At 71.9% G+C, this 19447-nt stretch carries 21 protein-coding genes, 1 tRNA gene and 1 pseudogene; 13 read left to right on the top strand and 10 right to left on the bottom strand.

What is annotated here, in order from left to right:
- Positions 1-90 precede the first annotated feature (90 nt).
- Positions 91-759, bottom strand: a complete 669-nt coding sequence (locus K6T50_RS06450; RefSeq protein ID WP_222608571.1) for an alpha/beta hydrolase — start codon at positions 757-759, stop codon at positions 91-93.
- Between the two features lie 624 nt (positions 760-1383).
- Here K6T50_RS06450 and cofG point away from each other — a divergent pair.
- The 3 genes from cofG (at position 1384) to uppS (ending at position 4569) form a co-directional block, all read left to right on the top strand.
- Positions 1384-2529, top strand: a complete 1146-nt coding sequence (gene cofG, locus K6T50_RS06445; RefSeq protein ID WP_222608570.1) for a 7,8-didemethyl-8-hydroxy-5-deazariboflavin synthase subunit CofG — start codon at positions 1384-1386, stop codon at positions 2527-2529.
- Positions 2530-2646: 117 nt separating this feature from the next.
- A complete protein-coding gene (locus K6T50_RS06440; RefSeq protein ID WP_222608569.1) occupies positions 2647-3528 on the top strand; it encodes a mechanosensitive ion channel family protein in 882 nt (293 codons plus the stop codon).
- Positions 3529-3627: 99 nt separating this feature from the next.
- Positions 3628-4569 carry a polyprenyl diphosphate synthase gene (gene uppS / locus K6T50_RS06435; protein WP_222608843.1) on the top strand — a complete coding sequence of 314 codons (942 nt, stop codon included), beginning with the start codon at positions 3628-3630 and terminating at the stop codon, positions 4567-4569.
- A gap of 14 nt (positions 4570-4583) precedes the next feature.
- On the opposite strand, the gene K6T50_RS06430 is transcribed toward uppS, so the two are convergent.
- The gene (locus K6T50_RS06430; RefSeq protein ID WP_222608568.1) at positions 4584-5192 is read right to left on the bottom strand and encodes an undecaprenyl diphosphate synthase family protein; all 609 of its coding nucleotides are present in this window, start codon (positions 5190-5192) and stop codon (positions 4584-4586) included.
- A gap of 112 nt (positions 5193-5304) precedes the next feature.
- Between K6T50_RS06430 and K6T50_RS06425 the strand changes: the two genes are divergently transcribed.
- Together K6T50_RS06425 and K6T50_RS06420 are read left to right on the top strand one after the other, a co-directional pair.
- Positions 5305-6813: a DUF92 domain-containing protein gene (locus tag K6T50_RS06425; RefSeq protein ID WP_222608567.1), complete on the top strand. Its 1509-nt coding sequence runs from the start codon at positions 5305-5307 to the stop codon at positions 6811-6813.
- Positions 6810-7223 (top strand): GNAT family N-acetyltransferase, encoded by a 414-nt coding sequence (locus K6T50_RS06420; protein WP_225935382.1) that lies wholly within the window; start codon positions 6810-6812, stop codon positions 7221-7223. Before K6T50_RS06425 ends, K6T50_RS06420 begins: the two co-directional genes overlap by 4 nt.
- 12 nt (positions 7224-7235) lie before the next feature.
- Here K6T50_RS06420 and K6T50_RS06415 read toward each other — a convergent pair whose 3' ends face one another.
- Positions 7236-7919 carry a TVP38/TMEM64 family protein gene (locus K6T50_RS06415; RefSeq protein ID WP_222608565.1) on the bottom strand — a complete coding sequence of 228 codons (684 nt, stop codon included), beginning with the start codon at positions 7917-7919 and terminating at the stop codon, positions 7236-7238.
- Positions 7920-8062: 143 nt separating this feature from the next.
- Here K6T50_RS06415 and K6T50_RS06410 point away from each other — a divergent pair, with 143 nt between their 5' ends.
- A complete protein-coding gene (locus K6T50_RS06410) occupies positions 8063-8452 on the top strand; it encodes a DUF5830 family protein (protein WP_222608564.1) in 390 nt (129 codons plus the stop codon).
- A gap of 19 nt (positions 8453-8471) precedes the next feature.
- On the opposite strand, the gene K6T50_RS06405 is transcribed toward K6T50_RS06410, so the two are convergent.
- Complete coding sequence (locus K6T50_RS06405; RefSeq protein ID WP_222608563.1) at positions 8472-9578, bottom strand: DUF7115 domain-containing protein; 1107 nt, start codon at positions 9576-9578, stop codon at positions 8472-8474.
- A 173-nt stretch (positions 9579-9751) separates the two neighbouring features.
- On the opposite strand from K6T50_RS06405, the gene K6T50_RS06400 reads away from it, so the two are divergent.
- Positions 9752-9900, top strand: a tRNA-Met gene (locus K6T50_RS06400).
- A gap of 184 nt (positions 9901-10084) precedes the next feature.
- Here K6T50_RS06400 and K6T50_RS06395 read toward each other — a convergent pair.
- Positions 10085-10231: a hypothetical protein gene (locus K6T50_RS06395; protein ID WP_222608562.1), complete on the bottom strand. Its 147-nt coding sequence runs from the start codon at positions 10229-10231 to the stop codon at positions 10085-10087.
- Between the two features lie 215 nt (positions 10232-10446).
- Here K6T50_RS06395 and K6T50_RS06390 point away from each other — a divergent pair.
- The 5 genes and pseudogenes from K6T50_RS06390 to K6T50_RS06370 all read left to right on the top strand — a co-directional run bounded on the left by K6T50_RS06390 (position 10447) and on the right by K6T50_RS06370 (position 14195).
- Positions 10447-10819: pseudogene (locus K6T50_RS06390) on the top strand (DUF8134 family protein).
- 47 nt (positions 10820-10866) lie between these two features.
- The gene (locus K6T50_RS06385) at positions 10867-12633 is read left to right on the top strand and encodes a nitrite/sulfite reductase (RefSeq protein WP_222608561.1); all 1767 of its coding nucleotides are present in this window, start codon (positions 10867-10869) and stop codon (positions 12631-12633) included.
- 9 nt (positions 12634-12642) lie between these two features.
- Complete coding sequence (locus K6T50_RS06380; protein WP_222608560.1) at positions 12643-12930, top strand: DUF6360 family protein; 288 nt, start codon at positions 12643-12645, stop codon at positions 12928-12930.
- A 101-nt stretch (positions 12931-13031) separates the two neighbouring features.
- Entirely contained in the window at positions 13032-13268 is a 237-nt protein-coding gene (locus K6T50_RS06375; protein ID WP_222608559.1) for a hypothetical protein, read from the top strand.
- A 57-nt stretch (positions 13269-13325) separates the two neighbouring features.
- A complete protein-coding gene (locus K6T50_RS06370) occupies positions 13326-14195 on the top strand; it encodes an HpcH/HpaI aldolase family protein (RefSeq protein ID WP_222608558.1) in 870 nt (289 codons plus the stop codon).
- 12 nt (positions 14196-14207) lie between these two features.
- On the opposite strand, the gene K6T50_RS06365 is transcribed toward K6T50_RS06370, so the two are convergent.
- From K6T50_RS06365 to K6T50_RS06355, 3 genes are all read right to left on the bottom strand, one after another.
- Positions 14208-14384, bottom strand: coding sequence for a DUF8178 family membrane protein (locus tag K6T50_RS06365; protein WP_222608956.1), 177 nt, complete (start codon positions 14382-14384; stop codon positions 14208-14210).
- Between the two features lie 103 nt (positions 14385-14487).
- The gene (locus K6T50_RS06360) at positions 14488-15012 is read right to left on the bottom strand and encodes a DUF1684 domain-containing protein (RefSeq protein ID WP_225935405.1); all 525 of its coding nucleotides are present in this window, start codon (positions 15010-15012) and stop codon (positions 14488-14490) included.
- Positions 15013-15289: 277 nt separating this feature from the next.
- Entirely contained in the window at positions 15290-15892 is a 603-nt protein-coding gene (locus tag K6T50_RS06355) for a DUF7282 domain-containing protein (RefSeq protein WP_222608556.1), read from the bottom strand.
- A gap of 235 nt (positions 15893-16127) precedes the next feature.
- Here K6T50_RS06355 and K6T50_RS06350 point away from each other — a divergent pair, with 235 nt between their 5' ends.
- On the top strand, positions 16128-17411 hold the full coding sequence (locus K6T50_RS06350) for a threonine synthase (protein WP_222608555.1): 1284 nt from the start codon (positions 16128-16130) through the stop codon (positions 17409-17411).
- A 22-nt stretch (positions 17412-17433) separates the two neighbouring features.
- Here K6T50_RS06350 and sucD read toward each other — a convergent pair whose 3' ends face one another.
- Both sucD and sucC read right to left on the bottom strand, forming a co-directional pair.
- The gene (gene sucD / locus K6T50_RS06345; protein ID WP_222608554.1) at positions 17434-18303 is read right to left on the bottom strand and encodes a succinate--CoA ligase subunit alpha; all 870 of its coding nucleotides are present in this window, start codon (positions 18301-18303) and stop codon (positions 17434-17436) included.
- Positions 18300-19445: an ADP-forming succinate--CoA ligase subunit beta gene (gene sucC, locus K6T50_RS06340; protein ID WP_222608553.1), complete on the bottom strand. Its 1146-nt coding sequence runs from the start codon at positions 19443-19445 to the stop codon at positions 18300-18302. The genes sucD and sucC overlap by 4 nt, the downstream gene beginning before the upstream one ends.
- Positions 19446-19447: the final 2 nt, after the last annotated feature.

Here is a 19447-nt window from a genome sequence, read left to right as displayed (position 1 = left end):
TCGCCGTGGAATCAACTCCCGCACGATCCGAGGCGCCAGCCGACCCCGATCGAGGACCCCGACGAAGCGGGAGACGACGCCCGCGTTCGCCTACTCGCCGGCGAGTTCGAGGCTCGTCACCATCCCCTTCGCGGCGTTCAGCTCGTCCTCGTTGACGCCGTGGCCCATGCCCTCGTAGATGCGCTCGTCCACGTCGGCGCCCAACCCTTCCAGCACCTCGGTGGTCTCCTTCACGCGCTCCAGCGGGATGTGCGGGTCCACGTCCGAGCAGCCGAGGAACGCGGGCGTGCCGTCGAGGTCGCCGTCGTACTCGCGGGGGGTGCCCTCCGGGCCGATGAGTCCGCCGGAGAAGGCGACGAGGCCGCCGAAGCGGTCGGCGTTGCGCGCGAGCCACTCCGAGGAGAGGCAGGCGCCCTGCGAGAAACCAAGCAGGAGCACCTTCTCGCGGCCGACGGCGTCGGCGGCGGCGTCGACGACGCGCCCGACGAACGCGAGCGCGGAGTCGAGGTACGGCTGGTTCCTCGTCGTCTCCTCCATGAACGAGTGGGGGTACCAGGTGTTGCGGGCGGCCGCGGGCGCGAGGTAGGCGACCGAGTCGGTGCCGAACTCCCCGGCCATCCCGAGGATGCTGCGGGCGGTCGCGCCGCGGCCGTGGACCATCACGACCGCCGCGTTCGCGTCGGCGAGGTCGGCGCCGGCGTGGCGGACGGGCTGTCCGCCGTGGGGGCCCTCGACGTCGGTGGTGTCGATGTCGGTCATCGCTCTTTCACTCGGCCGCGCGCCGGGTATCGGTTGTGGTGGCGGATCCGTGTCGTGGATCGAGTCGAGTCGTGACTGTCGGCGACCGCGTGGAGTTCTGGTACGAGTCGGCGCCGAGTTACGGTTCGAGTCGGCGTGGAGGTTCGGTTCGAGTCGACGGGGAGGTTCGGTTCGAGTCGACGGGGAGGTTCGGTTCGAGTCGACGGGGAGGTTCGGTTCGAGTCGACGGGGAGGTTCGGTTCGAGTCGACGGGGAGGTTCGGTTCGAGTCGACGGGGAGGTTCGGTTCGAGTCGACGGGGAGGTTCGGTTCGAGTCGACGGGGAGGTTCGGTTCGAGCCGGCCGATCGGGTACAGGCACCGTCACGTGACAGCCACTTCCTCCCCAGCCGACTGCGTTCCTCGCTCCCTGCGGTCGCTGCGGTACTCGTCCCTCGCGCGCTCGCGGTCGCGACGGAGCGCGACCGCCGCGCGCCACCGCCGTGGCTCGGACGCGTCGCCGTCGCCACGCCCGGTTCGGGTCGTCGCCGCGGCGGTTCGCCCCCTCCCTCCATTTTCCTCGCCTGATCCCCGACGCCTTCCCCGCGACCGACTCGCTTTTGCCCCTCGGTCGGCGACCTCACGGCGTGTTCCCGGGCGCCGCGGAGTACGACCTCGACGTGACGGTCGCCGACGAGGACGTCGAGCGCCTGCTGTCCGTCGGCCCCGCGGACGTCTCCGCCGCCTCCGAGTTGACGTTCGCCCGGAACGTGTTCGTCCCGCTGACGACCGCCTGCCGCTACACCTGCACGTACTGCACCTACTACGACGTGCCCGGCGAGGCGAGCCTCCTGTCGGCCGAGGAGGTACGAGAGCGGTGTCGCGTCGGCGCCGACGCCGGCTGCACGGAGGCGCTGTTCACCTTCGGCGACAAGCCGGACGCGCGCTACACCGCGATCCACGACCAGTTGGCCGAGTGGGGCTACGACTCGATCGTCGGTTACCACGAGCGCGCCTGCGAGATCGCCCTGGAGGAGGGGCTGCTCCCGCACTCGAACCCCGGCGACCTGACGGAATCGGAGTTCCGTCGCCTGCGCGAGGTGAACGCCTCGATGGGCGTGATGCTGGAGACGACCGCGGACGTGGCCGCCCACGCCGGCGGCCGGCGAAAGACGCCGGGCCAGCGGCTCAACACGATCCGCGCAGCGGGGGAGGCCCGGGTGCCGTTCACGACGGGGATCCTCGTCGGTATCGGCGAGGACTGGCGCGACCGGGCGGAGTCGCTGCTGGCGATCCGCGACCTCCACGAGCGGTACGGCCACGTGCAGGAGGTGATAATTCAGCCCGTCGTGCCCAACGAGCGCTCCGACTACGACGCGCCCTCGACCGACACGATGCGGCGGGTGACCGCGATGGCCCGCGCCGCGTTGCCCGCGGCGGTGTCGGTGCAGTCGCCGCCGAACCTCGCACCCGTCGGCGACCTGCTCGACTGCGGCGTCGACGACCTGGGCGGCGTCTCGCCGGTGACGGACGACTACGTCAATCCCGACTACGCGTGGCCCGCGCTGGAGGAACTCCGCGCGGTCGCGGAGGCGGGCGGCGTCCCGCTGTACGAGCGGCTCCCGACCCACGAGCGCTACCTCCCCGCCGAGCATCGCCGCGACGGCTTCGACGGCGAGCCCGCGCCGGGGTCGTGGCTTCACGAGCGGATCCCGGAGGCCCTCGCCGACGGGGGCGTCCACGGCGAGCGCTTCCGCGCGGTCGCCCGTCGCGAGGGGCCGCTGTCGGCGTAGGCGAGCGAGGAATTGGCCGCCGGCGTCGGTGCGCGACCGACCGCCCGCAGGCGTCGAGCGTCGTATTCGGGTGGCCGGCAGGTTCTTACCAGATACCGCCCAACGCTGGCCCGACTGATGCATTCCGTCGTGTTGCAGACGACCCTCGATGGCCTGGTCGACACGTTCTCCGGCTACCTGACGAACGTGATCGGGTTCCTCGTCGGCTTCGTCGTGACGTACCTCGTCGGTCGGTTCGTGCTGATCCCGCTCGTTCGTCGGGTGTTGGACCGGCGGGGGTTCGACCGGACGGTGTTGAGCCTCGTCGACAGCCTCATGGGTGTGATCGTCGTCGTCCTCGCGCTGTCGATCGGCTTCATGAGCGCCGGCTTCCCCCGGTTCCTGACCGCGGCGGCGACGCTCGGGGGCGCGCTCGCGCTCGCGGTCGGCTTCGCCGCGCAGGACCTCGTCGGCAACTTCGTCGCCGGCGTGTTCATCATCAAGGACAAGCCCTTCGAGGTGGGCGACTGGATCGAGTGGAACGACAACGCCGGGCGCGTCGAGGACATCGACCTGCGCGTCTCGCGCGTCCGCACCTTCGACAACGAGCGCGTCACCGTTCCGAACGGCGAGCTCGCGAACAACGCGATCACCAACCCCGTCGCCTACGACACGCTCCGCCAGAAGTTCGTCTTCGGCATCGGCTACGGCGACGACATCGACCACGCGACCGACTGCATCCTCGAGGAGGCCGAGGGGATCGACGGGATCCTCGACGACCCGGCGCCGTCGGTGCGGGTCACCGAACTGGGCGACTCGGCGGTCGGGCTGCAGAGCCGCTTCTGGATCGACGAGCCCGACCGCAGCGACTTCGTGCGCGTCCGCTCGGAGTACGTGCAGGCGGTGAAGGAGCGCTTCGACGAGGAGGGCATCGACATGCCGTACGTCCACCGGCAGCTCACCGGCGAGGTGGAGGTGCTGGAATCGGTCGCCGGCGACGACGCCGGGGGCGCCGACTGACGCTGTGCGTCGGTCGCGTACCGTCCGCGCGTCATTCGCGTGTCGTCCGGGCTCTCACAAGACACATATTCCCTGGCCGACACACTATCGGTAGTGACCCTGCGCTCGCGTCTCGCGACCCTGTTCGACAGTACCTACGAGCGCGTGCTGCGCCGGGAGATCGGCGAGGGGCCCGACCACGTCGCCATCATCCAGGACGGGAACCGCCGGTACGCCCGCAGCCGCGGCGACGACGCGCACGACGGCTACCACGCCGGGGCCGACACGACCGAGCGGGTGCTCGACTGGTGTGCGGACCTCGGAATCGAGGAGCTCACGCTGTACGCCTTCTCGACGGAGAACTTCGACCGACCGGCCGAACAGCGGGAGACGCTGTTCGACCTGCTGGAGGACAAGCTCCGCGAGTTCGCCGACGCCGACCGCGTCCACGAGCAGGGCGTGTGCATCCGCGCGCTCGGGGACGTGGAACGGCTGCCCTCCCGCGTTCGCGACGCGGTCGAGTACGCCGAGGGCCGGACCGCCGGCTACGACGAGTTCACGCTCAACATCGCGCTGGCGTACGGCGGCCGCAACGAACTGCTCGGGGCGGTTCGCGCGGTCGCCCGCGACGTGGCCGACGGCGATCTGGCGGCCGACGACGTGGGCGTCGCCGAGGTGGAGTCGCGGCTGTACCGCCGGCCCGTCCGCGACGTGGACCTCATCATCAGGACGGGCGGCGACGAGCGCACCTCGAACTTCCTCCCGTGGCACGCCAACGGCAACGAGGCGGCGGCGTACTTCTGCTCGCCGTACTGGCCGGAGTTCTCGAAGGTCGACTTCCTGCGCTCCATTCGAACGTATGAGGCCCGCGAGGAGTCGTGGCGCCGCACCCGCGCGAAGCGGGCGGCCGCGCTCGTTCGGTCGCTCGCGGCCGTCGAGCTGGACGAGGCGCGGACGGTCGCGGGGCGGCTGCGCGAGCGGCTGCCCGGCGAGGCGACCGACGAGGAGTTGACCGAGGCGCTGGAGGTCGACGGCGCGGGGACCCGCGAGACGGCGGACTGATAGGAGAATTCCCGTTATTTCCCGAACCGCCGCTGGCGGTTCTGGTAGTCCAGCACCGCCCGCAGGTAGTCCCGTTTCCGGAAGTCCCGCCAGTTCACGTCGGTGAAGTACAGCTCCGAGTAGACGGACTGCCAGATGAGGAAATCGGAGAGCCGTTCGGCGCCCGTCTTGATCACCAGATCCGGCTCCTCGGGGAAGATCAGGCGGTCCTCGATGTCGGCCTCGGCGATCTCGTCAGGGGCGAGCTCGCCGGCCTCGACGGCCTCGGCGATGTCGCGGACGGCGGCGGCGAACTCCCGCTTGCCGCCGAGGCCGATGTTCACCCGGATCGGCGCGTCCGCGCGGGCGGTGTCGTCGGGCGTGCGAACCGCGATCGAACGGGGGGCGGTAACGTCCGCCAGCTCGCGAGCGAGGGTGTCGACGACCGCCTCGTCGAGCACGGAGACGGAGACGGTGACGCGCTCGGCGCCGTACTCGAACGCCCAGCCGAGGAACGACTCCAGCGTGTCGTAGGCGCCCTGTTCGAGCAGGTCGCGCTCGGTGATGACGAGCGCGACGTGGGCGGGCGGGTCGCCCGGGTTGCGCCGGTGGCGTACGCCGAGGTACGCGTCGTAGAGTCCCACTGCTGACCCGAGCGTTCGACCGGGCGCCCGAAAGCGTTACCGTTCGCCCTTCGTTCCAGGGGGAAGCGGCCGTCCCGGGACCGTTAAGTGTGCGTCGGGGATAGCTCCCGGCGTGAGACACCGACTCCGGCGTGCGGGGGGATTCGCCGTCGTCGCCTCCGCGGTGTTGGCCGCGCCGGCGCTGGGGCCGGCCGCCGCCGCGCCCTTCGCCGCCGTCGCCGTCCTCGCTGCGTTCGTCGTCGAGGAGGGTCGGTTCTTCGAGCTGTTCGCCCGGCCGGGCGACTACGAGGACCGCCGCCTCAACGGGCTCGCCGGGTTCGCGCTCGCGGCGACCGCCCTCGGCGTGTTGACGGCGCTCCCGCAGTCGCCGATGCCGGTCACCGTGTACGCCGCGAGCGTCCTCTCGCTGGCGTACGGCGTCCTCGGCCGCGAGTTCGTCCGCGAGTCCACGAGCGACGAGTTCGCCACGACGACCGCGTTCACCGTCACGGCGTTCGCGGCCGCGACGGTCGGCCAAGCCGCCGTCGCGGTCGCCGCCGGGTCCTTCGCCGTCGGGGCGCTCCCGACGTACGTCTTCCTCGCGGCGACGGCCGCGCTGGTCGCCGCGCTCCTCCGCTCGGTGCTGTTCCCTCGGGACGACCCGATCGTGGTCGTGTCGGTCGGGTTCCTCCTGTGGCTGCTGTCGGCGCTCGTCGCCGCCGGCGGGGTCGTCGTCACGCCGGCGCTCGTGGCCGTCGGGCTCGCGCTGACCGTCGGGCTCGGCGTCGTCTCGTACGTGCTCGAGACCGCGTCCGTCTCGGGGATGTTGACGGGCGTATTGCTGAGCTTCGCGACGGTCGTGCTCGGCGGGCTCGGTTGGTTCCTCGTGCTCATCTCGTTTTTCGCCATCGGCGGGCTCGCCGCGAAGTTCCGCTTCGAGGAGAAGGACAGCCGCGGCGTCGCCGAGGGCAACGACGGCGCCCGCGGCGCCGGCAACGTCCTCGGCAACGCCGGGGTCGCGCTGTGTGCGGTGCTGGCGTTCGCGGCCGCCAGGGCGGTCCTCCCGGACACCGCCGTGCCGACGCTGATCGCGTTCGCGTTCGCCGGCTCGGTCGCGGCGGCGATGGCCGACACGCTCTCCTCGGAGTTCGGCGGGCTGTTCGACGCGCCGCGGCTGGTGACGACGCTGCGGCCGGTCGACCCCGGCACCGACGGGGCGGTCACCTGGCAGGGCGAGGTCGCGGGGATCGCCGGGGCCGGGCTGGTCGCCGCGCTCGCGGCGCTGGCGATGCCGCTGGGCGGGTCCGCGACGCCGGGCGGCCTCGCGGTCCCGGCGGCCGCGAGCGCGACGGTCGCGGTCCCCGTGGCCGCCGCCGTCACCGGCGCCGGGTTCGTCGGCATGACCGTCGACAGCCTGCTCGGCGCGACCGTCGAGGGCGACCGGATCGGGAACCAGGGGGTGAACACGCTCGCGACGCTGTCGGGCGCGCTCGCGGCCGTCGCCCTCTCGGTCGCCACCGGCGCCGCCGCGGCGCCGTCGCCGGCGGCGCTCGCGTCGGTCGTGGACGCCCTCGCGTCGGTCGCGACGATCGTCCTCCAGGCGCCGCCGTTCCCGGCGTGCTCGCCGCTCTCGCCGCTGTGACGGTTCGATCCGGGCGGCCGCCCGACGAGCCGGCGATTCGAACGCTGCAGCGACTGCTCCGCGAGCCGAGCCCGACGCTGCGCTCGCACGCCCTGCGAACCGGCGACGCGCTCGTCGAGGAGACGGCCGACGGCGCCGTCGTCGGGTACCTGCTCCCGGTCGCCGGCGACGGCGTTCACGTCGCCGAGCTCGCCGTCCATCCCGCCCACAGGCGGGAGGGGCGAGCGACCCGGCTCCTCCGGGAACTCATCGCCCGCGCCGACGGCAGCGTCACGCTCCTCGTCGCCGCCGACAACGACGGCGCGAGGCGCCTGTACGAGTCTCTCGGGTTTCGCCCCACCGCACGGCGCCCGGGCTTCTACGACGACGGGACGGACGCGATACTGCTGGCTCGCGAGCCGGCGGACTAGCGCAAGCGCAGATCAGATCGACGCCGAGCGGTAGTGCCGGTAGGCCGGCCCCGCGAGCAGGAGGAGCCCGCCCAGCGCCGCCGTCCCGATCAACCACGGGTCGATCACCCCGTCGAGTCCGACCTCGGCGACACGCCCGGCGGAGGCGCCCGCGACGGTGCCGGCGATCGCCCACGGGAGCTCCCCCACGGCGCTCCCGAGAACGAACGGCCCGGCGCGGACGCCGGCGAGCCCGGCGGCGACGGACACGGCGTCGGAGGGGAACGGGAGGAGCCGGGAGGCGGCGACCGACCGGGTGCCCCCGGCGACGGAGACGGCGCGCTCGCCGGCGCCGACGGCGCGATCGAGGAGGCCGTTGACGGCCGTCGAGACCCTGTCGCCGCCGGCGAGGGCGTCGCCCGCGTCGCGCCCGCGTCTGGCGAACAGGTACGGCGGGACCGAGGTCGTCACCATCGCGGCGAGCGACAGCGGGATCGCCGACAGGCCCAGGCCGTAGCCGGCGACGACCGCCAACAGCGTCACCGGCCACGCGAGCAACGGGCGAACGACCGCGAGCGCGGCCAGCACTGCGACGAGCCGCCACGGCTCGGCGGTGACCCACGCGATCCGGTCGAACACGGCGTTCGGGGACGAGAGGACGGCGGCGACCACCACCGCGCCGGCGACGAGGCCGCCGACGAGCGCGCGACGATTCACGGCCCTACTGGGGCCGTCACGCGAATAAGACCCGCGGTCGCGGCTCACGGCCGCCGACGAGGTCCCGACGGCGCCCCCGGGCGACGCTTCGACACCGGGACACCCGAGACGCTTAACAGCGCCCGCGGCGAACCGCGGCCGACGTGCCCTCGGACGACGACACGCCCGCCCGAACTCGCGAGGAGACGGTCGCACTCGGCGTGGAGCTGCTGGAGCACCTCGAGGACGACGAGCTCCCGCTCCCCGAACTGATCGACCGGCTGGAGACCGTAACGACGAGCCCCGCGGTCACCCGTGAGGTGCTCGATGAGGCGGAACGCCGCGGAGTCATCGACCGCGAGGACGCGGTGGTTCGGGTCCACGGCTCCGGGTTCGTCCGGTTCGACTCGCAGGTGATCCGCCGGGAGGGCGACTTCTCGTGTCGCCGCTGCGGGGCGGGGATCACGACCGGCCACTTCGTCCGGCTCGACGCGGGGGAACTCGGGCCGTTCGGCTCCTCGTGTATCCGGAAGGTGACCGGGCGCGAGGAGTGAAGGTCCGGGACGACGGCGGTCAGCGACCGCGGCGCAGCTCCTCGATCAACTGTTCGACCAGTTCCGTCTGGCGTTCGATCTGCTCGCCCTGGCGCTCGACGAGTTCCCTGAGGGCGGCCACCTCCTCGGCCACGTCGTCGGTTGGTTCGGCAGGCTCGAACCCGGAGTCGCCGAAGCCGTCGCGCTCGGCCGCCTCGGCTCCGGCGGCGTCGGCGTCGACGGTCTCCTGATCGGCCGCGTCGACCGCGTCGGCGTCCCTGTGCATCCCCGTCGCGGCCGCGGTCCCCGCGGTGCCGGCCGTCCCCGACTGCTCGCTCGCCCCGGCCGCGGCGTCCGCGCGCGGCTCGGCGGCCTCCTCGTCGGCGAGCGGCTCCTCGCGGGTGCCGGCGTCGGTGTCGACCTCCGCGGGCTCTGCCGACAGCGGGTCGGGACCGCCGCCGAAGTCGGTCCGGTCGACCGACTCGTCGGCGTCGTCCTCGCCGTCGGCAGCCGCCGCGAGGGCGCGGAACTCCTCCAGCGAGTCCACGTCGTAGTGGGCCAACAGCGCGTTCGTGAGGCGCTCTTTGATCGCCCGGGCGCTGTCGCTGGGCGCCTTGAACCGCTCCTGGCGCCCGTCGACGGTGAGCACCAGGGTGGTGGCGACGCTCCCCTCCTCGAAGGTGAGGTCGGTCACGTCGTCGTAGTGGAACTCCTCGTAGTCGTCGTCCCAGACGGCCGCGCCGATGTGCTTGACAAGCCGTGCGGAGGTGACGACGAGCGTGAGCTCCGAGAAGCGGAAGGTGCGCTCGACGGTCTCGCCCGGGTCGGTGATCCCGGACGCCGAGAGGACGCCCGCGAGCACGGGGTGGAGGACCTCGTCGAGGGAGCCGCGCGGCACCGAGAACGTGCGCTCGCCGTCGAGCCCGTACTCGAGGGTGAACTTCGCCTTCCGACGCGACTCGGAGACGGCGACGCGCTCGGCGTCGTGGGGGAACTCATCGGTGGACTCGTCGGAGAGCAGCCCTTCCGCGCGGTAGATCAGCGTGCGGGTCGGGGTGACGAACAGTTCGTCGTCCCCGCCGAGGTGGACGCGGGCGACGGGGTCCTCATCGCCCAGCTCTCCCCGGACCAGTTCCGGCAGACTCATACCAGCGTTTCGCCCGCCCCGTGGCTTAAACCCGGCGGGTACGCCGGTCGCGCGGCGGAACGCCGTCGGCCGGAGGTGTCGCATCCGCGGGGCGGCGCCGCCGTGTGGTTCGGCGTGTCGCACCGGTTCGCGATGGGAAGCTTCAAGAGTGCGACCGCCCGACGACCACGTGAGCCGGGGTGGCTTAGCTGGACATAGCGCCGCACTCATAGGGTTTCGAGATTCGGTGCGGAACGCCTTGGAAGCCTCCGCCCCAACGGGGCCCGCCGAGCCTCGTACCTGGGCCATGCGGAGATCGTGGGTTCGGAGCCCACCCCCGGCATGCTTCTCGCGGATGCCTCGACCGTCGAGCGGTCGCTGCCGGCGGACTCGTTTCCCGAGATCCGACCGGCGGACCCAGTGTCGCGGAGTTCGACGGCGACGCTCGTCTACGGGGTCGTGTGATCGGTGCCACGAGCCGTCGGCTCGCCGCTCCACGGCGCGGACAACAGAAGATCGTGGTCGCGTTACTCGGCCTCGTCGGCGTCCTCGTCCTCGTCCTCGGAGAGGTGCTCCCACACCTCCGCGCAGCCGCACCCGTCCTCGAGATCGTCGAGATGGGAGGTGTCGACTTCTTCGTCGCCGTATCGGTCGTCGGTCGTCTGTTCTGCCATCACTACACTACAGATACCCCACTACCATAAGCCACGTCGCACGGTCAAGCGTGACCGACGCTCCCCGGTCGAGGATGTTGTTGCCGCTATCCGGGACGAGAAGATCGCGGCGATCCGGGCGAAGGCTGGCGATCCTCGTCGCCGTCGGCGTCACCGGAACCGTCGGCCGTTGCGTCCGGCGACGGGGGTATGTCCGTCCACCGCCTCGATACGGTATGAGCGTCGCCCTCCGCGTGCTCGAGCGACGGCGCGTGGGTGTCCGTGAACGACGAACGCCGGGTCAGCGTCAGCGAACTGTGGCGCGTCGCCGGCGGCGACGACCCGGTGTGCGCCTGCGAGTGCGCCGACTACGTCGTCGAGGGCTTCACCGACGTGGGCGTCGACGGCCGCACCGTGACGGCCGACGTGTACGGGCAGTGCATTCGGTGTGGGCAGGCGGCGACCGTCCGGGGGCTCCCTGTCGGGCGGATCGTCGACGGCGAGTTCCGTTCCGTCGCGGGCGAGGCGGTCCGGTTCCCGGACGGTGCCCTCGGCGCGCCGGCGGGCTCGCAAGCGTTGCCGGTTCCCGGCAGCGTCGGGGAGGATTGACGCGGAGGCGCGCTTTAGGGTCGTCGGGCGACTGTGTTCGCCCACGAATGCCCACGGACGTCGAAAACTGGAAATCGGAGGTGTACGGCAACGAGATCAGGGAGCACCTGATGGAGTTCGCCGAGGAGGGGTGGGAGTCGATCCCGGAGGACGAACACGACGCCTGGTTCGAGCGCTTCAAGTGGTGGGGGCTGTACCACCAGCGGAACGGCCAAGAGAGCTACTTCATGATGCGGATCGGGACGCCCAACGGCGTGCTGAAGCCGGGGCAAGTCGAGGTCGTCGCCGATATCGCCGACGAGTACGCCCGCGGCCCCGCCGAGAACCCCGAGTTCGGCGACGCGTACGTCGACTGGACGACCCGCCAGTCGATCCAGCTCCACTGGATCCGACTGGAGGACGTGCCCGAGATCTTCGAGAAGCTGGAGGCGAACGGGCTGTCCACACAGCAGGCGTGTGGCGACTCCTGGCGCAACATCGTCGGCTGCCCCGTCGCCGGCAAGGACTCCAACGAGTTCGTCGACGCGCTGCCGGTCGCGATGGACCTCAACGAGACGTTCAAGGGCAACGACGAGCACTCGAACCTCCCGCGCAAGTGGAAGGTGAGCGTCACCGGCTGTACGGAGGGCTGCGGCCAGGGCGACATCAACGACCTCGCGTTCGAGCCGGCCGAGAAGGACGGCGTCAAGGGGTTCAACGTCCGCGTCGGCGGCGGCCTCTCCCGGAACGAGCCGCGGCTCGCCCGGAGCATCGACGTGTTCGTCCCGCCGGAGGACGCCGACGCGGTCGCGGGCGGCATCTCGGCGCTGTTCCGCGAGTACGGCGACCGTGAGGACCGCTACAACGCCCGGATGAAGTTCCTCACCGACGAGTGGGGCACCGAGAAGATCCGCGAGACGCTTCAGGAGGAGTTCGTCGACTTCGAGCTGCAGACCGCCGGCGAGGACCTGCGCGACGAGTACACGTACAACTCCGGGCGCAACGACGCCGGCCACCACGACCACGTCGGCGTCCACGAGCAGAACGACGGTAACTACTACGTCGGCCTGAACGTCCTGGTCGGCCGGATGGGCGCCGACGACACCCGAGAGCTCGCCCGCGTCGCCGACGAGTACGGCTCCGGCGAGGTCCGCGTGACCCAGCGCCAGAACGTCATCGTCACCGACGTGCCCGAGGAGGACCTCGACGGGTTGCTCGCGGAGGACCTGCTCGACACCTACGAGCCGGACCCGCACCCCTTCATGCGCGGCTCCATCGCCTGCACGGGGACGGAGTTCTGCTCGCTGTCCATCGTCGAGACGAAGAACCGGCAGGTGCGGTACGCCCGCTGGCTCAAGGAGAACGTCGAGGTGCCAGACGGCGTCGAGGACTTCCACATCCACCTGTCGGGCTGCACCGCCTCCTGCGCGCAGCCGCAGATCGCCGACATCAGCCTGCGCGGGATGAAGACCCGCAAGGACGGCGAGCCCGTCGAGGCGCTCGACATCGGTCTCGGCGGCGGCCTCGGCGAGGACCCGCGGTTCGCCGAGTGGGTCGAACAGCGCGTGCCCGCCGACGAGGTTCCCGGCGCGATCGCGAACCTCCTCGCCAACTTCGAGGAGCGCCGCGAGGGCGACGAGAGCTTCCGCGACTTCGTCGAGCGCACAGACGAGGAGACGCTCGCCGAACTCGTCGAGCCCGAGGAGACCGCCTACGAGGACCCGTACATGCACAACACGAAGATGACGTGGTACCCGTACGCCGACGAGGACGACATGGACGCCTCGCCCGCGCCGGCGCGCGCCGACGGCAGCCCTATCCCGTCGGACGACTGAGGGGCGCCCATGCCCGACCGGCTCATCCGCGTCAACGCTTACACCACCTTCGACCTGCTCGACGGCTTCGCCCGCGGCCACGACTTCGAGGAGGAGGCCGTCGCCGTGCTGAACGTGACGGCGCCCCGCGAGGACCCCGACCACGTCACGCTCGAACTCGAACTCGACAACACCGGACTGACGGAGCTCCCGGCCCACGCCGAGGGCGTCACCCTCTCGGCGGCCGAGGCGCGCGAGCTCGCGGGCGAACTGGAGAAGTACGCAGCCCGCGTCGAGGCGGCTCAGGGCGACGAGTAGCCGTCCCGACGGTGCGGGGCCGAACGGTCGACGCGCGCGGCGTTCTCACCCCCGAGAGCCGGGGACGAACGCTTTTGTGACCCCGACGGCGAGTCGCCCCCATGTGGGTACGGGAGCGCGACGCCGTCGACTACCTGGGAATCTCCGCCGTGACGCTGATCGCGTGGGTCCACTTCCCGTACCGCTTCTTCGTGTACACGCAGATCCACTACGCGGCGTGGTGGCTCCAGCGGTGGATCGACCAGTCGCCCGCCGAGGTTATCGCGGTCGCCGTCGTCGTCGTCGCCGTCGCCGGCGGCGCACTCCTGGCCGGTATCGTTCGGTCGGCGTCGGCATAGCGGCAGCGGAGTGCGGGTTCTGCCGGATTGATGTCCCGTCGGCGAGGAGCGGTTCGCATGACCGACGACTCCGGCCTCGCGGGCCTGCGCGCGACCCTTCGCGAGCGTCCCGCCGGCCACTGGCTGTCGACGCCGTCGCCCCAGATCGCCGAACAGCTCGCGCTCACCGACGCCGACTTCGTCGTGATCGACACCGAACACGCGCCCACGGGGATCGAATCCGTGGAGGCGGCCGTCCGCGCAGTCGACGCAGCGAACGCCCGCGACGGTCCGGGCGGCACCGACGCCCGCGGCAACCGCGACGCCGACGCCGGGGCGGCCGCCGCCGGCGACACGGGGGACGCGAACGCCGCCGGCGACACGGCGGCCGTGGTCCGGGTCGCGTGGAACGACCACGTCCGGATCAAGCGCGTCCTCGACACCGGCGCCGCCGGCGTGATGTCGCCGCGGGTGAACACCCGCGAGGAGGCCGCGGAGTTCGTCGCGGCCGCGCGCTACCCGCCCGAGGGACGCCGCGGCGTCGCGGGAACGCGCGCGTCGGCGTACGGTCGCGACCTCGACGACTACTACGGGCGGGCGAACGACCGCGTCGCGACGATCGCCCAGATCGAGACCGAAACGGCGGTCGCGAACGCCGGCGACATCGCCGCCGTCGACGGGCTGGACGCGCTGCTCGTCGGCCCGGCCGACCTCTCGGCGGACCTGGGCGTCTTCGGCGAGTACGACTCCGAGCGGTTCCTCGGGGCCGTCGAGCGGGTGCTCGCGGAGAGTTCGGTGCCGGTCGGCACGCTCGCGACCTCGCCCGCGGAGATCGACCACTGGGCGGAGTTGGGCTACGACTACCAGATCGTCGGCGTCGACGCGGGCTACGTCGCCGCCGGCGCTGCGGCTGCGCTGGAGCGGTACGCTGCGGGCGAGGAGGAGTGAGTCGGGGCCCGATCAGACGGCGCGGCCGCCGCCGCTCGTGCCGATCAGGTAGGTTCCGTAGGTGAGCAGTGCCGCCGCCGGGACCAGCGCCCAACTCGCGAGCGACCCGGACTGCGGGCCCAGGCTCGGGAAGAACAGCACGGTGCCGACGAGCATGAGAACCGCGCCGAGGACGACCGTTCGTTGCATGGGCGGCAATGGGATCTCGCCCGTACTAAGGGTTACTTTTCGGCCGGTCGCGACTGCGCGCGCCGTCTCACTCCAGCGTCGGGTACCGACTGCGCGCGCCGTCTCACTCCAGCGTCGGGTCGCGTTCGCCGGCGGGCACCGCGACCTCGAGCCAGTTGTCGGTCGGCGGCAGCGGGCAGGCGAACGCGTCCGCGAACGCGCAGAAGGGCGTGTACGCGAGGTTGAAATCCAGCGTCACCTCGTCGATCCCGTCGAGGTCGCCGTCGGGGTGGAGGTCCATGTACCGGCCGCCGTCGTACGTCTGCTGGCCGGTCGTCTTGTCGCGGAACGGGAGGAACAACGCCGCCGAGCCGTCCGCACGCAGCGCCGTGAGCGTCTCCTCGACCTCGCCGCCGCCGGCGCTCGGGAGCGTGAACGACAGCGTCGCGACGCGGTGGAACCGCTCGGCGGTGCCGTTGCGAACCGTCAGCTCGACCGCGTCGGGGTCGTCGTGCACCTCCAGGGACGCCGTCACGCGGTAGGCGGGGTCGGGCTCGAAGTAGTCGAGGCCGTCGAAGTCGTCGCGCAGCGACGGATCGAGGGGGGACTGGGGGTCGCTCGCGAGGAACTCGTCCTTCTCGTCGCGCATCTCGCGGAGGCGCGCGAGCCACTCGTCGTCCGCGTCGCCGCCGCCGTCGCCGCCGTCGCCGCCGTCGCCGCCGTCTCCGGCGTCGGCCGCGGGCTCGGCGTCCGTCGCCGCCCCGGATCCGTCGGGAGTCTCGTCGGTCATACCCGTCGGTAGCCGGCGACGAGGGTTCAATCCCGCGTTCCGCGGCCGGGCGGCTCGCGGATCGCTCGGATCCGGGTACACAAAGGGAGTTCGCGTTCGGTGTCGATGCGTCGGTCCGGCGACGGGGTCGCGGACGTTACCGGCGCGCGAGCAGCGCGGCGCCGACCAGCGCGACCAGGGCCGCGGCGATCCCGAAGCCGGGACCGCTCGTCTCGGTGGGCTCGTCGGTCGCGGCGGTCGTCGCGGGCTCGCCCGACTCGGTCGCCGTCGCGGTGGCGGTCGCCGTCGGCGTCGCGGTGGCCGTCTCGGTCTGCTCGACGGTCACGTACGCGGTGTCGCCGATCGGCTGGCCGTTGTCGTTCGTGTACGGCGTGTCGGCGGAGGCGTTGAACGACTCGTCGCCGTCGTCGGCGCGGACCTCGGCGACGGCGACCTGGCTGCGCGAGAACTCGGGCGAGACTTCGAGAGTCACGTCCTCGTGGGTGCCGTTGTCCAGGTACTCGGAGACGCCGACGATGCCGCCGGAGGCGTTGTAGACGACGACGTAGCCGCCCTCGGGCAGCGTCGCCTCGGCGACGGTCACCGACTCGGCGCCGGTCTGGTCGTCGACACTCACGTCGGCGGTGACGTTGGCCGTCTGTGCGGTCGCGGTGCCGGCGGCGAGGCCGCCCGCGAGGGCGACGGCGCCGACCAGCACGGAGAGCAGTACGAGCGCGGGGATCGTGGATCGTGCGTTCATCTGTAGGGAGGACTCTCGGCGTCGGTGACGCCGGAGCTGCCTCGCGATTCACGGCTCACACGAAAGAGTCCGTCGCTCCCGAACGCGAAAAGTTGGCATACGGCGTGGGGATCGGTGACGATATTCGGTACGAGCGCGGGCGCGATCGTCGGTCGATCGCCGCCCCCCGAGCCGGCCGGTCGTCGTCGGGTCCGGGGGCGTCGGGCTTTTCCCGCCCGCCCGCCCGCGTTCGGACGTGCTCACCTGCGACGCCTGTGGTCGGACCGCCGAGTCGGGCCAACGGTGCGACGACTGCGGCGAGCCGCTGTGGTTCGACACCGACCCCGACGGGGTCGCGTGGCCCGACCGCGACGGCGTGTGGGCGTTCGGCGACCTCCTCCCGGTCGAGCCGCCCCCGGGCGGGCTCGCGGCGGCCGCCGGCGCGACGCCGCTGGTTCGCGCGTCGGGGCTCGACGCGGGCGGCGCCCGCGTCCACGTGAAGATCGAGGGAACGAACCCGACCGGCTCGTTCAAGGACCGCGGCAGCGCCGTCGGCGTCGCCGCCGCGGTCGCGGACGGGGAAGGCGGCGCCACGTTCGCCGGCGATGGCGCCCCCGACGCCGTCGGGACGGTCTCCCACGGGAACATGGCCGTCTCGATGGCGGCCCACGGCGCGAGCACGGACCTCGAGTGCGTCGTGCTCGTCCCCGCGGACATCTCCGCGGCGCGGCTCCGACGGATCGCCGCGTACGACCCGCGGATCGTCCGCGTCGACGGCGACTACGGCCGGCTCTACTACGACGCGCTCGATCTGGGTCCCGAGTCGGGGATCGAGTTCGTCAACTCCGACTCCCCGCTGCGCGTCGCCGGCCAGAAGACGACCGTCCTGGAGGTCCTGCGGGCGTTCGCAACCGGCGAGGCCGGCGGTGGCGTCGGCGGGGGCGAGCGCGGGACCACCGAGGCCGCCCCCGACGTGCCCGACGCCGTCGTCATGCCGATCAGCAGCGGCGGCCACGCCAGCGCCGCCTGGAAGGCGGTCCGCGAGGCGACCGCGGCGGGCCTGGTCGACGACCCGCCGCGGCTGTACTTCGTGCAGGCGGCCGCGTGCGCGCCGGTCGCGGCGGCGTTCGAGCGCGGCGACGACGCGGTGACCCGTCTCGAGGGCGAGGAGGTCGGCGAGACGGTCGCGTACTCCATCGCCAACCCGGATCCGCCGAGCGGGACGCGGGCGCTGGCGGCCGCCCGCGCCACCGACGGCGCGGCGCTCGCCGTCGACGACGACGCGATCCACGCGGCCCGACGCGACCTGGTCGCCGCCGGGATCCGTGTCGAGCCCGCGTCGGCGACGCCGCTGGCGGGACTCCGGCGGCTCCGCGAGCGCGGCGCGGTCGACGCGGGCGAGCACGTCGTCCTCGTCGCCACCGGCGTCGGCTACGGCGGAACGGACGGCGGCGACGGGCGAAGCGGCAGCTTGGACGTCGAGACGGTGCCGCGCTCGGGGCTCGCGGCGGCGCTCGGTCTCGGCGACGCGGGCGAATAAAAACGGGTCGACGGCGGCGGCGTTACAGGAAGTCCTCGATGTGGTCGGCGACCTCGTTGGGCGTGTCGCCGACGGGGACGCCCGCGTCGTTGAGCGCGCCGATCTTCGACTCGGCGGTGCCGGTGCCCGAGCCGGAGACGATGGCGCCGGCGTGGCCCATGCGCTTGCCCGGCGGGGCGGTGCGGCCGGCGATGAAGCCGGCGACGGGCGTGTCCATGTTCTGGGCGATGTAGCGGGCGGCCTGCTCCTCGTCCTCGCCGCCGATCTCGCCGCACATCACGACCGCCTTCGTGTCCTGGTCGGCCTCGAAGGCCTCGAGGGCGTCGACGAAGGAGGTCCCGATGATCGGGTCGCCGCCGATGCCGATGGCGGTCGTCTGACCGATGCCGCGCTCGGTCAGGTTCGAGACGACCTGGTAGGTCAGGGTGCCCGAGCGCGAGACGAGGCCCACGTCGCCGGACTCGAAGATGTTGCCCGGGAGGATGCCCAGCTTCGCCTCGCCGGGGGTGATGATCCCGGGGCAGTTGGGGCCGAGCAGGCGCGTGTCGACCTCCGAGAGGCGCTTGTTCACCTTCGCCATGTCCTGGGTCGGGATGCCCTCCGTGATGGCGACGACGAGGTCGAGGTCGGTGTCGAGCGCCTCGAAGACGGCGTCGCCGGCGAACGCCGGCGGGACGAACACGACGGAGGCGTCGGCGTCCTCGGCGTCGACGGCCTCGTCGACGGTGTCGTAGACGGGGACGCCGGCGACCTCCTGGCCGCCCTTGCCGGGCACCGCGCCCGCGACGACGTTCGTGCCGTACTCCAGCATCTGTTCGGTGTGGAACTTACCTTCCCCGCCCGTGATGCCCTGCACCACGACGCGAGTGTCGTCGTCGACGAAGATACTCATGCTTGGACCTCCTGTGCGTTCTTCACCGCACGCTGCACCGCTTCCTCTAGGGTCCCCTCGACCTGTACGAGGTCCTCGTTGAGGATCTCCATTCCCTCCTCGGCGTTCGTCCCGGCGAGGCGGACGACGACCGGCTTGGGGATCTCGTCGAACCCGTCGAGCGCCTCGTTGATCCCCTTGGCGACCTCGTCGCCGCGGGTGATCCCGCCGAAGATGTTGAACACGACCGAGTCGACGTTCTCGTCGGAGAACACCATATCGAGCGCCTGCGTGACGCGCTCGGCCTTGGCGCCGCCGCCGATGTCGAGGAAGTTGGCGGGCGCGCCGCCGTAGTAGTCCACGAGGTCGAGCGTCGTCATCACGAGCCCGGCGCCGTTGCCGATGATGCCGACGTTGCCCGACAGGCGGACGTAGTCGAAGCCGTACTCGTTGGCCTTCGCCTCCAGCTCGTCGCCGGCGGCCTCGTCCTCCATCTCCGCGAGGTCGGGCTGGCGGAACAGCGCGTCCTCGTCGATGTTCATGACGGCGTCGGCGGCGACGACCTCCCGGTCCGAGGTGATCATCACGGGGTTGATCTCGACCTCGGAGGCGTCCTTCGACTCGTACAGGTCGTACAGCGTCGAGAGGATGGAGGCCACGTCCATCGCCACGTCGCGCGGGATGCCGGCCTCGAAGACGACCTTGCGGGCCTGGTAGGCGTGCAGGCCGAAGGCGGGGTCGATGTGCTCGCGGGCGATCTTCTCGGGCGTCTCCTCGGCGACCGACTCGATGTCGACGCCGCCCTCGGTGGAGACCATCGCGACGGGCTCGCCCTCGCCGCGGTCCATCGTGATGCCCACGTACAGCTCGTTCTCGAAGTCGACGCCGGCCTCGACGAGGACCGTGTCGACGGTGTAGCCCTTGAGGTCCATCCCGAGGATGGACTCGGCCGCCTCGCGGGCCTCCGCCTCGCTCGTGGCGATCTCGATTCCCCCAGCCTTCCCACGTCCGCCGACGTGGACCTGCGCCTTGATGGCCGCCGGGTAGCCGATCTCGTCGACCGCGTCCATGACCTCCTCGACGGTGGACGCGAGCCGCGAGTCCGGGGTCGGGATCCCGGCGTCGGCGAAGACCTGCTTCGCCTGATACTCGTGAAGTCTCATGC

This window comes from Halobaculum magnesiiphilum, from assembly GCF_019823105.1.
Classification (GTDB): Archaea; Halobacteriota; Halobacteria; order Halobacteriales; family Haloferacaceae; genus Halobaculum; species Halobaculum magnesiiphilum.
This window is presented reverse-complemented; position numbering and strand designations above follow the sequence as displayed.

Coding starts and splice junctions, on each gene's coding strand:
- K6T50_RS06450 (WP_222608571.1), bottom strand. CDS start 759: ATGACCGACATCGACACCACCGACGTCGAGGGCCCCCACGGCGGACAG.
- K6T50_RS06440 (WP_222608569.1), top strand. CDS start 2,647: ATGCATTCCGTCGTGTTGCAGACGACCCTCGATGGCCTGGTCGACACG.
- K6T50_RS06405 (WP_222608563.1), bottom strand. CDS start 9,578: ATGAGTCTGCCGGAACTGGTCCGGGGAGAGCTGGGCGATGAGGACCCC.
- K6T50_RS06395 (WP_222608562.1), bottom strand. CDS start 10,231: ATGGCAGAACAGACGACCGACGACCGATACGGCGACGAAGAAGTCGAC.
- K6T50_RS06385 (WP_222608561.1), top strand. CDS start 10,867: ATGCCCACGGACGTCGAAAACTGGAAATCGGAGGTGTACGGCAACGAG.
- K6T50_RS06380 (WP_222608560.1), top strand. CDS start 12,643: ATGCCCGACCGGCTCATCCGCGTCAACGCTTACACCACCTTCGACCTG.
- K6T50_RS06375 (WP_222608559.1), top strand. CDS start 13,032: ATGTGGGTACGGGAGCGCGACGCCGTCGACTACCTGGGAATCTCCGCC.
- K6T50_RS06370 (WP_222608558.1), top strand. CDS start 13,326: ATGACCGACGACTCCGGCCTCGCGGGCCTGCGCGCGACCCTTCGCGAG.
- K6T50_RS06365 (WP_222608956.1), bottom strand. CDS start 14,384: ATGCAACGAACGGTCGTCCTCGGCGCGGTTCTCATGCTCGTCGGCACC.
- K6T50_RS06360 (WP_225935405.1), bottom strand. CDS start 15,012: ATGCGCGACGAGAAGGACGAGTTCCTCGCGAGCGACCCCCAGTCCCCC.
- K6T50_RS06355 (WP_222608556.1), bottom strand. CDS start 15,892: ATGAACGCACGATCCACGATCCCCGCGCTCGTACTGCTCTCCGTGCTG.
- sucD (WP_222608554.1), bottom strand. CDS start 18,303: ATGAGTATCTTCGTCGACGACGACACTCGCGTCGTGGTGCAGGGCATC.
- sucC (WP_222608553.1), bottom strand. CDS start 19,445: ATGAGACTTCACGAGTATCAGGCGAAGCAGGTCTTCGCCGACGCCGGG.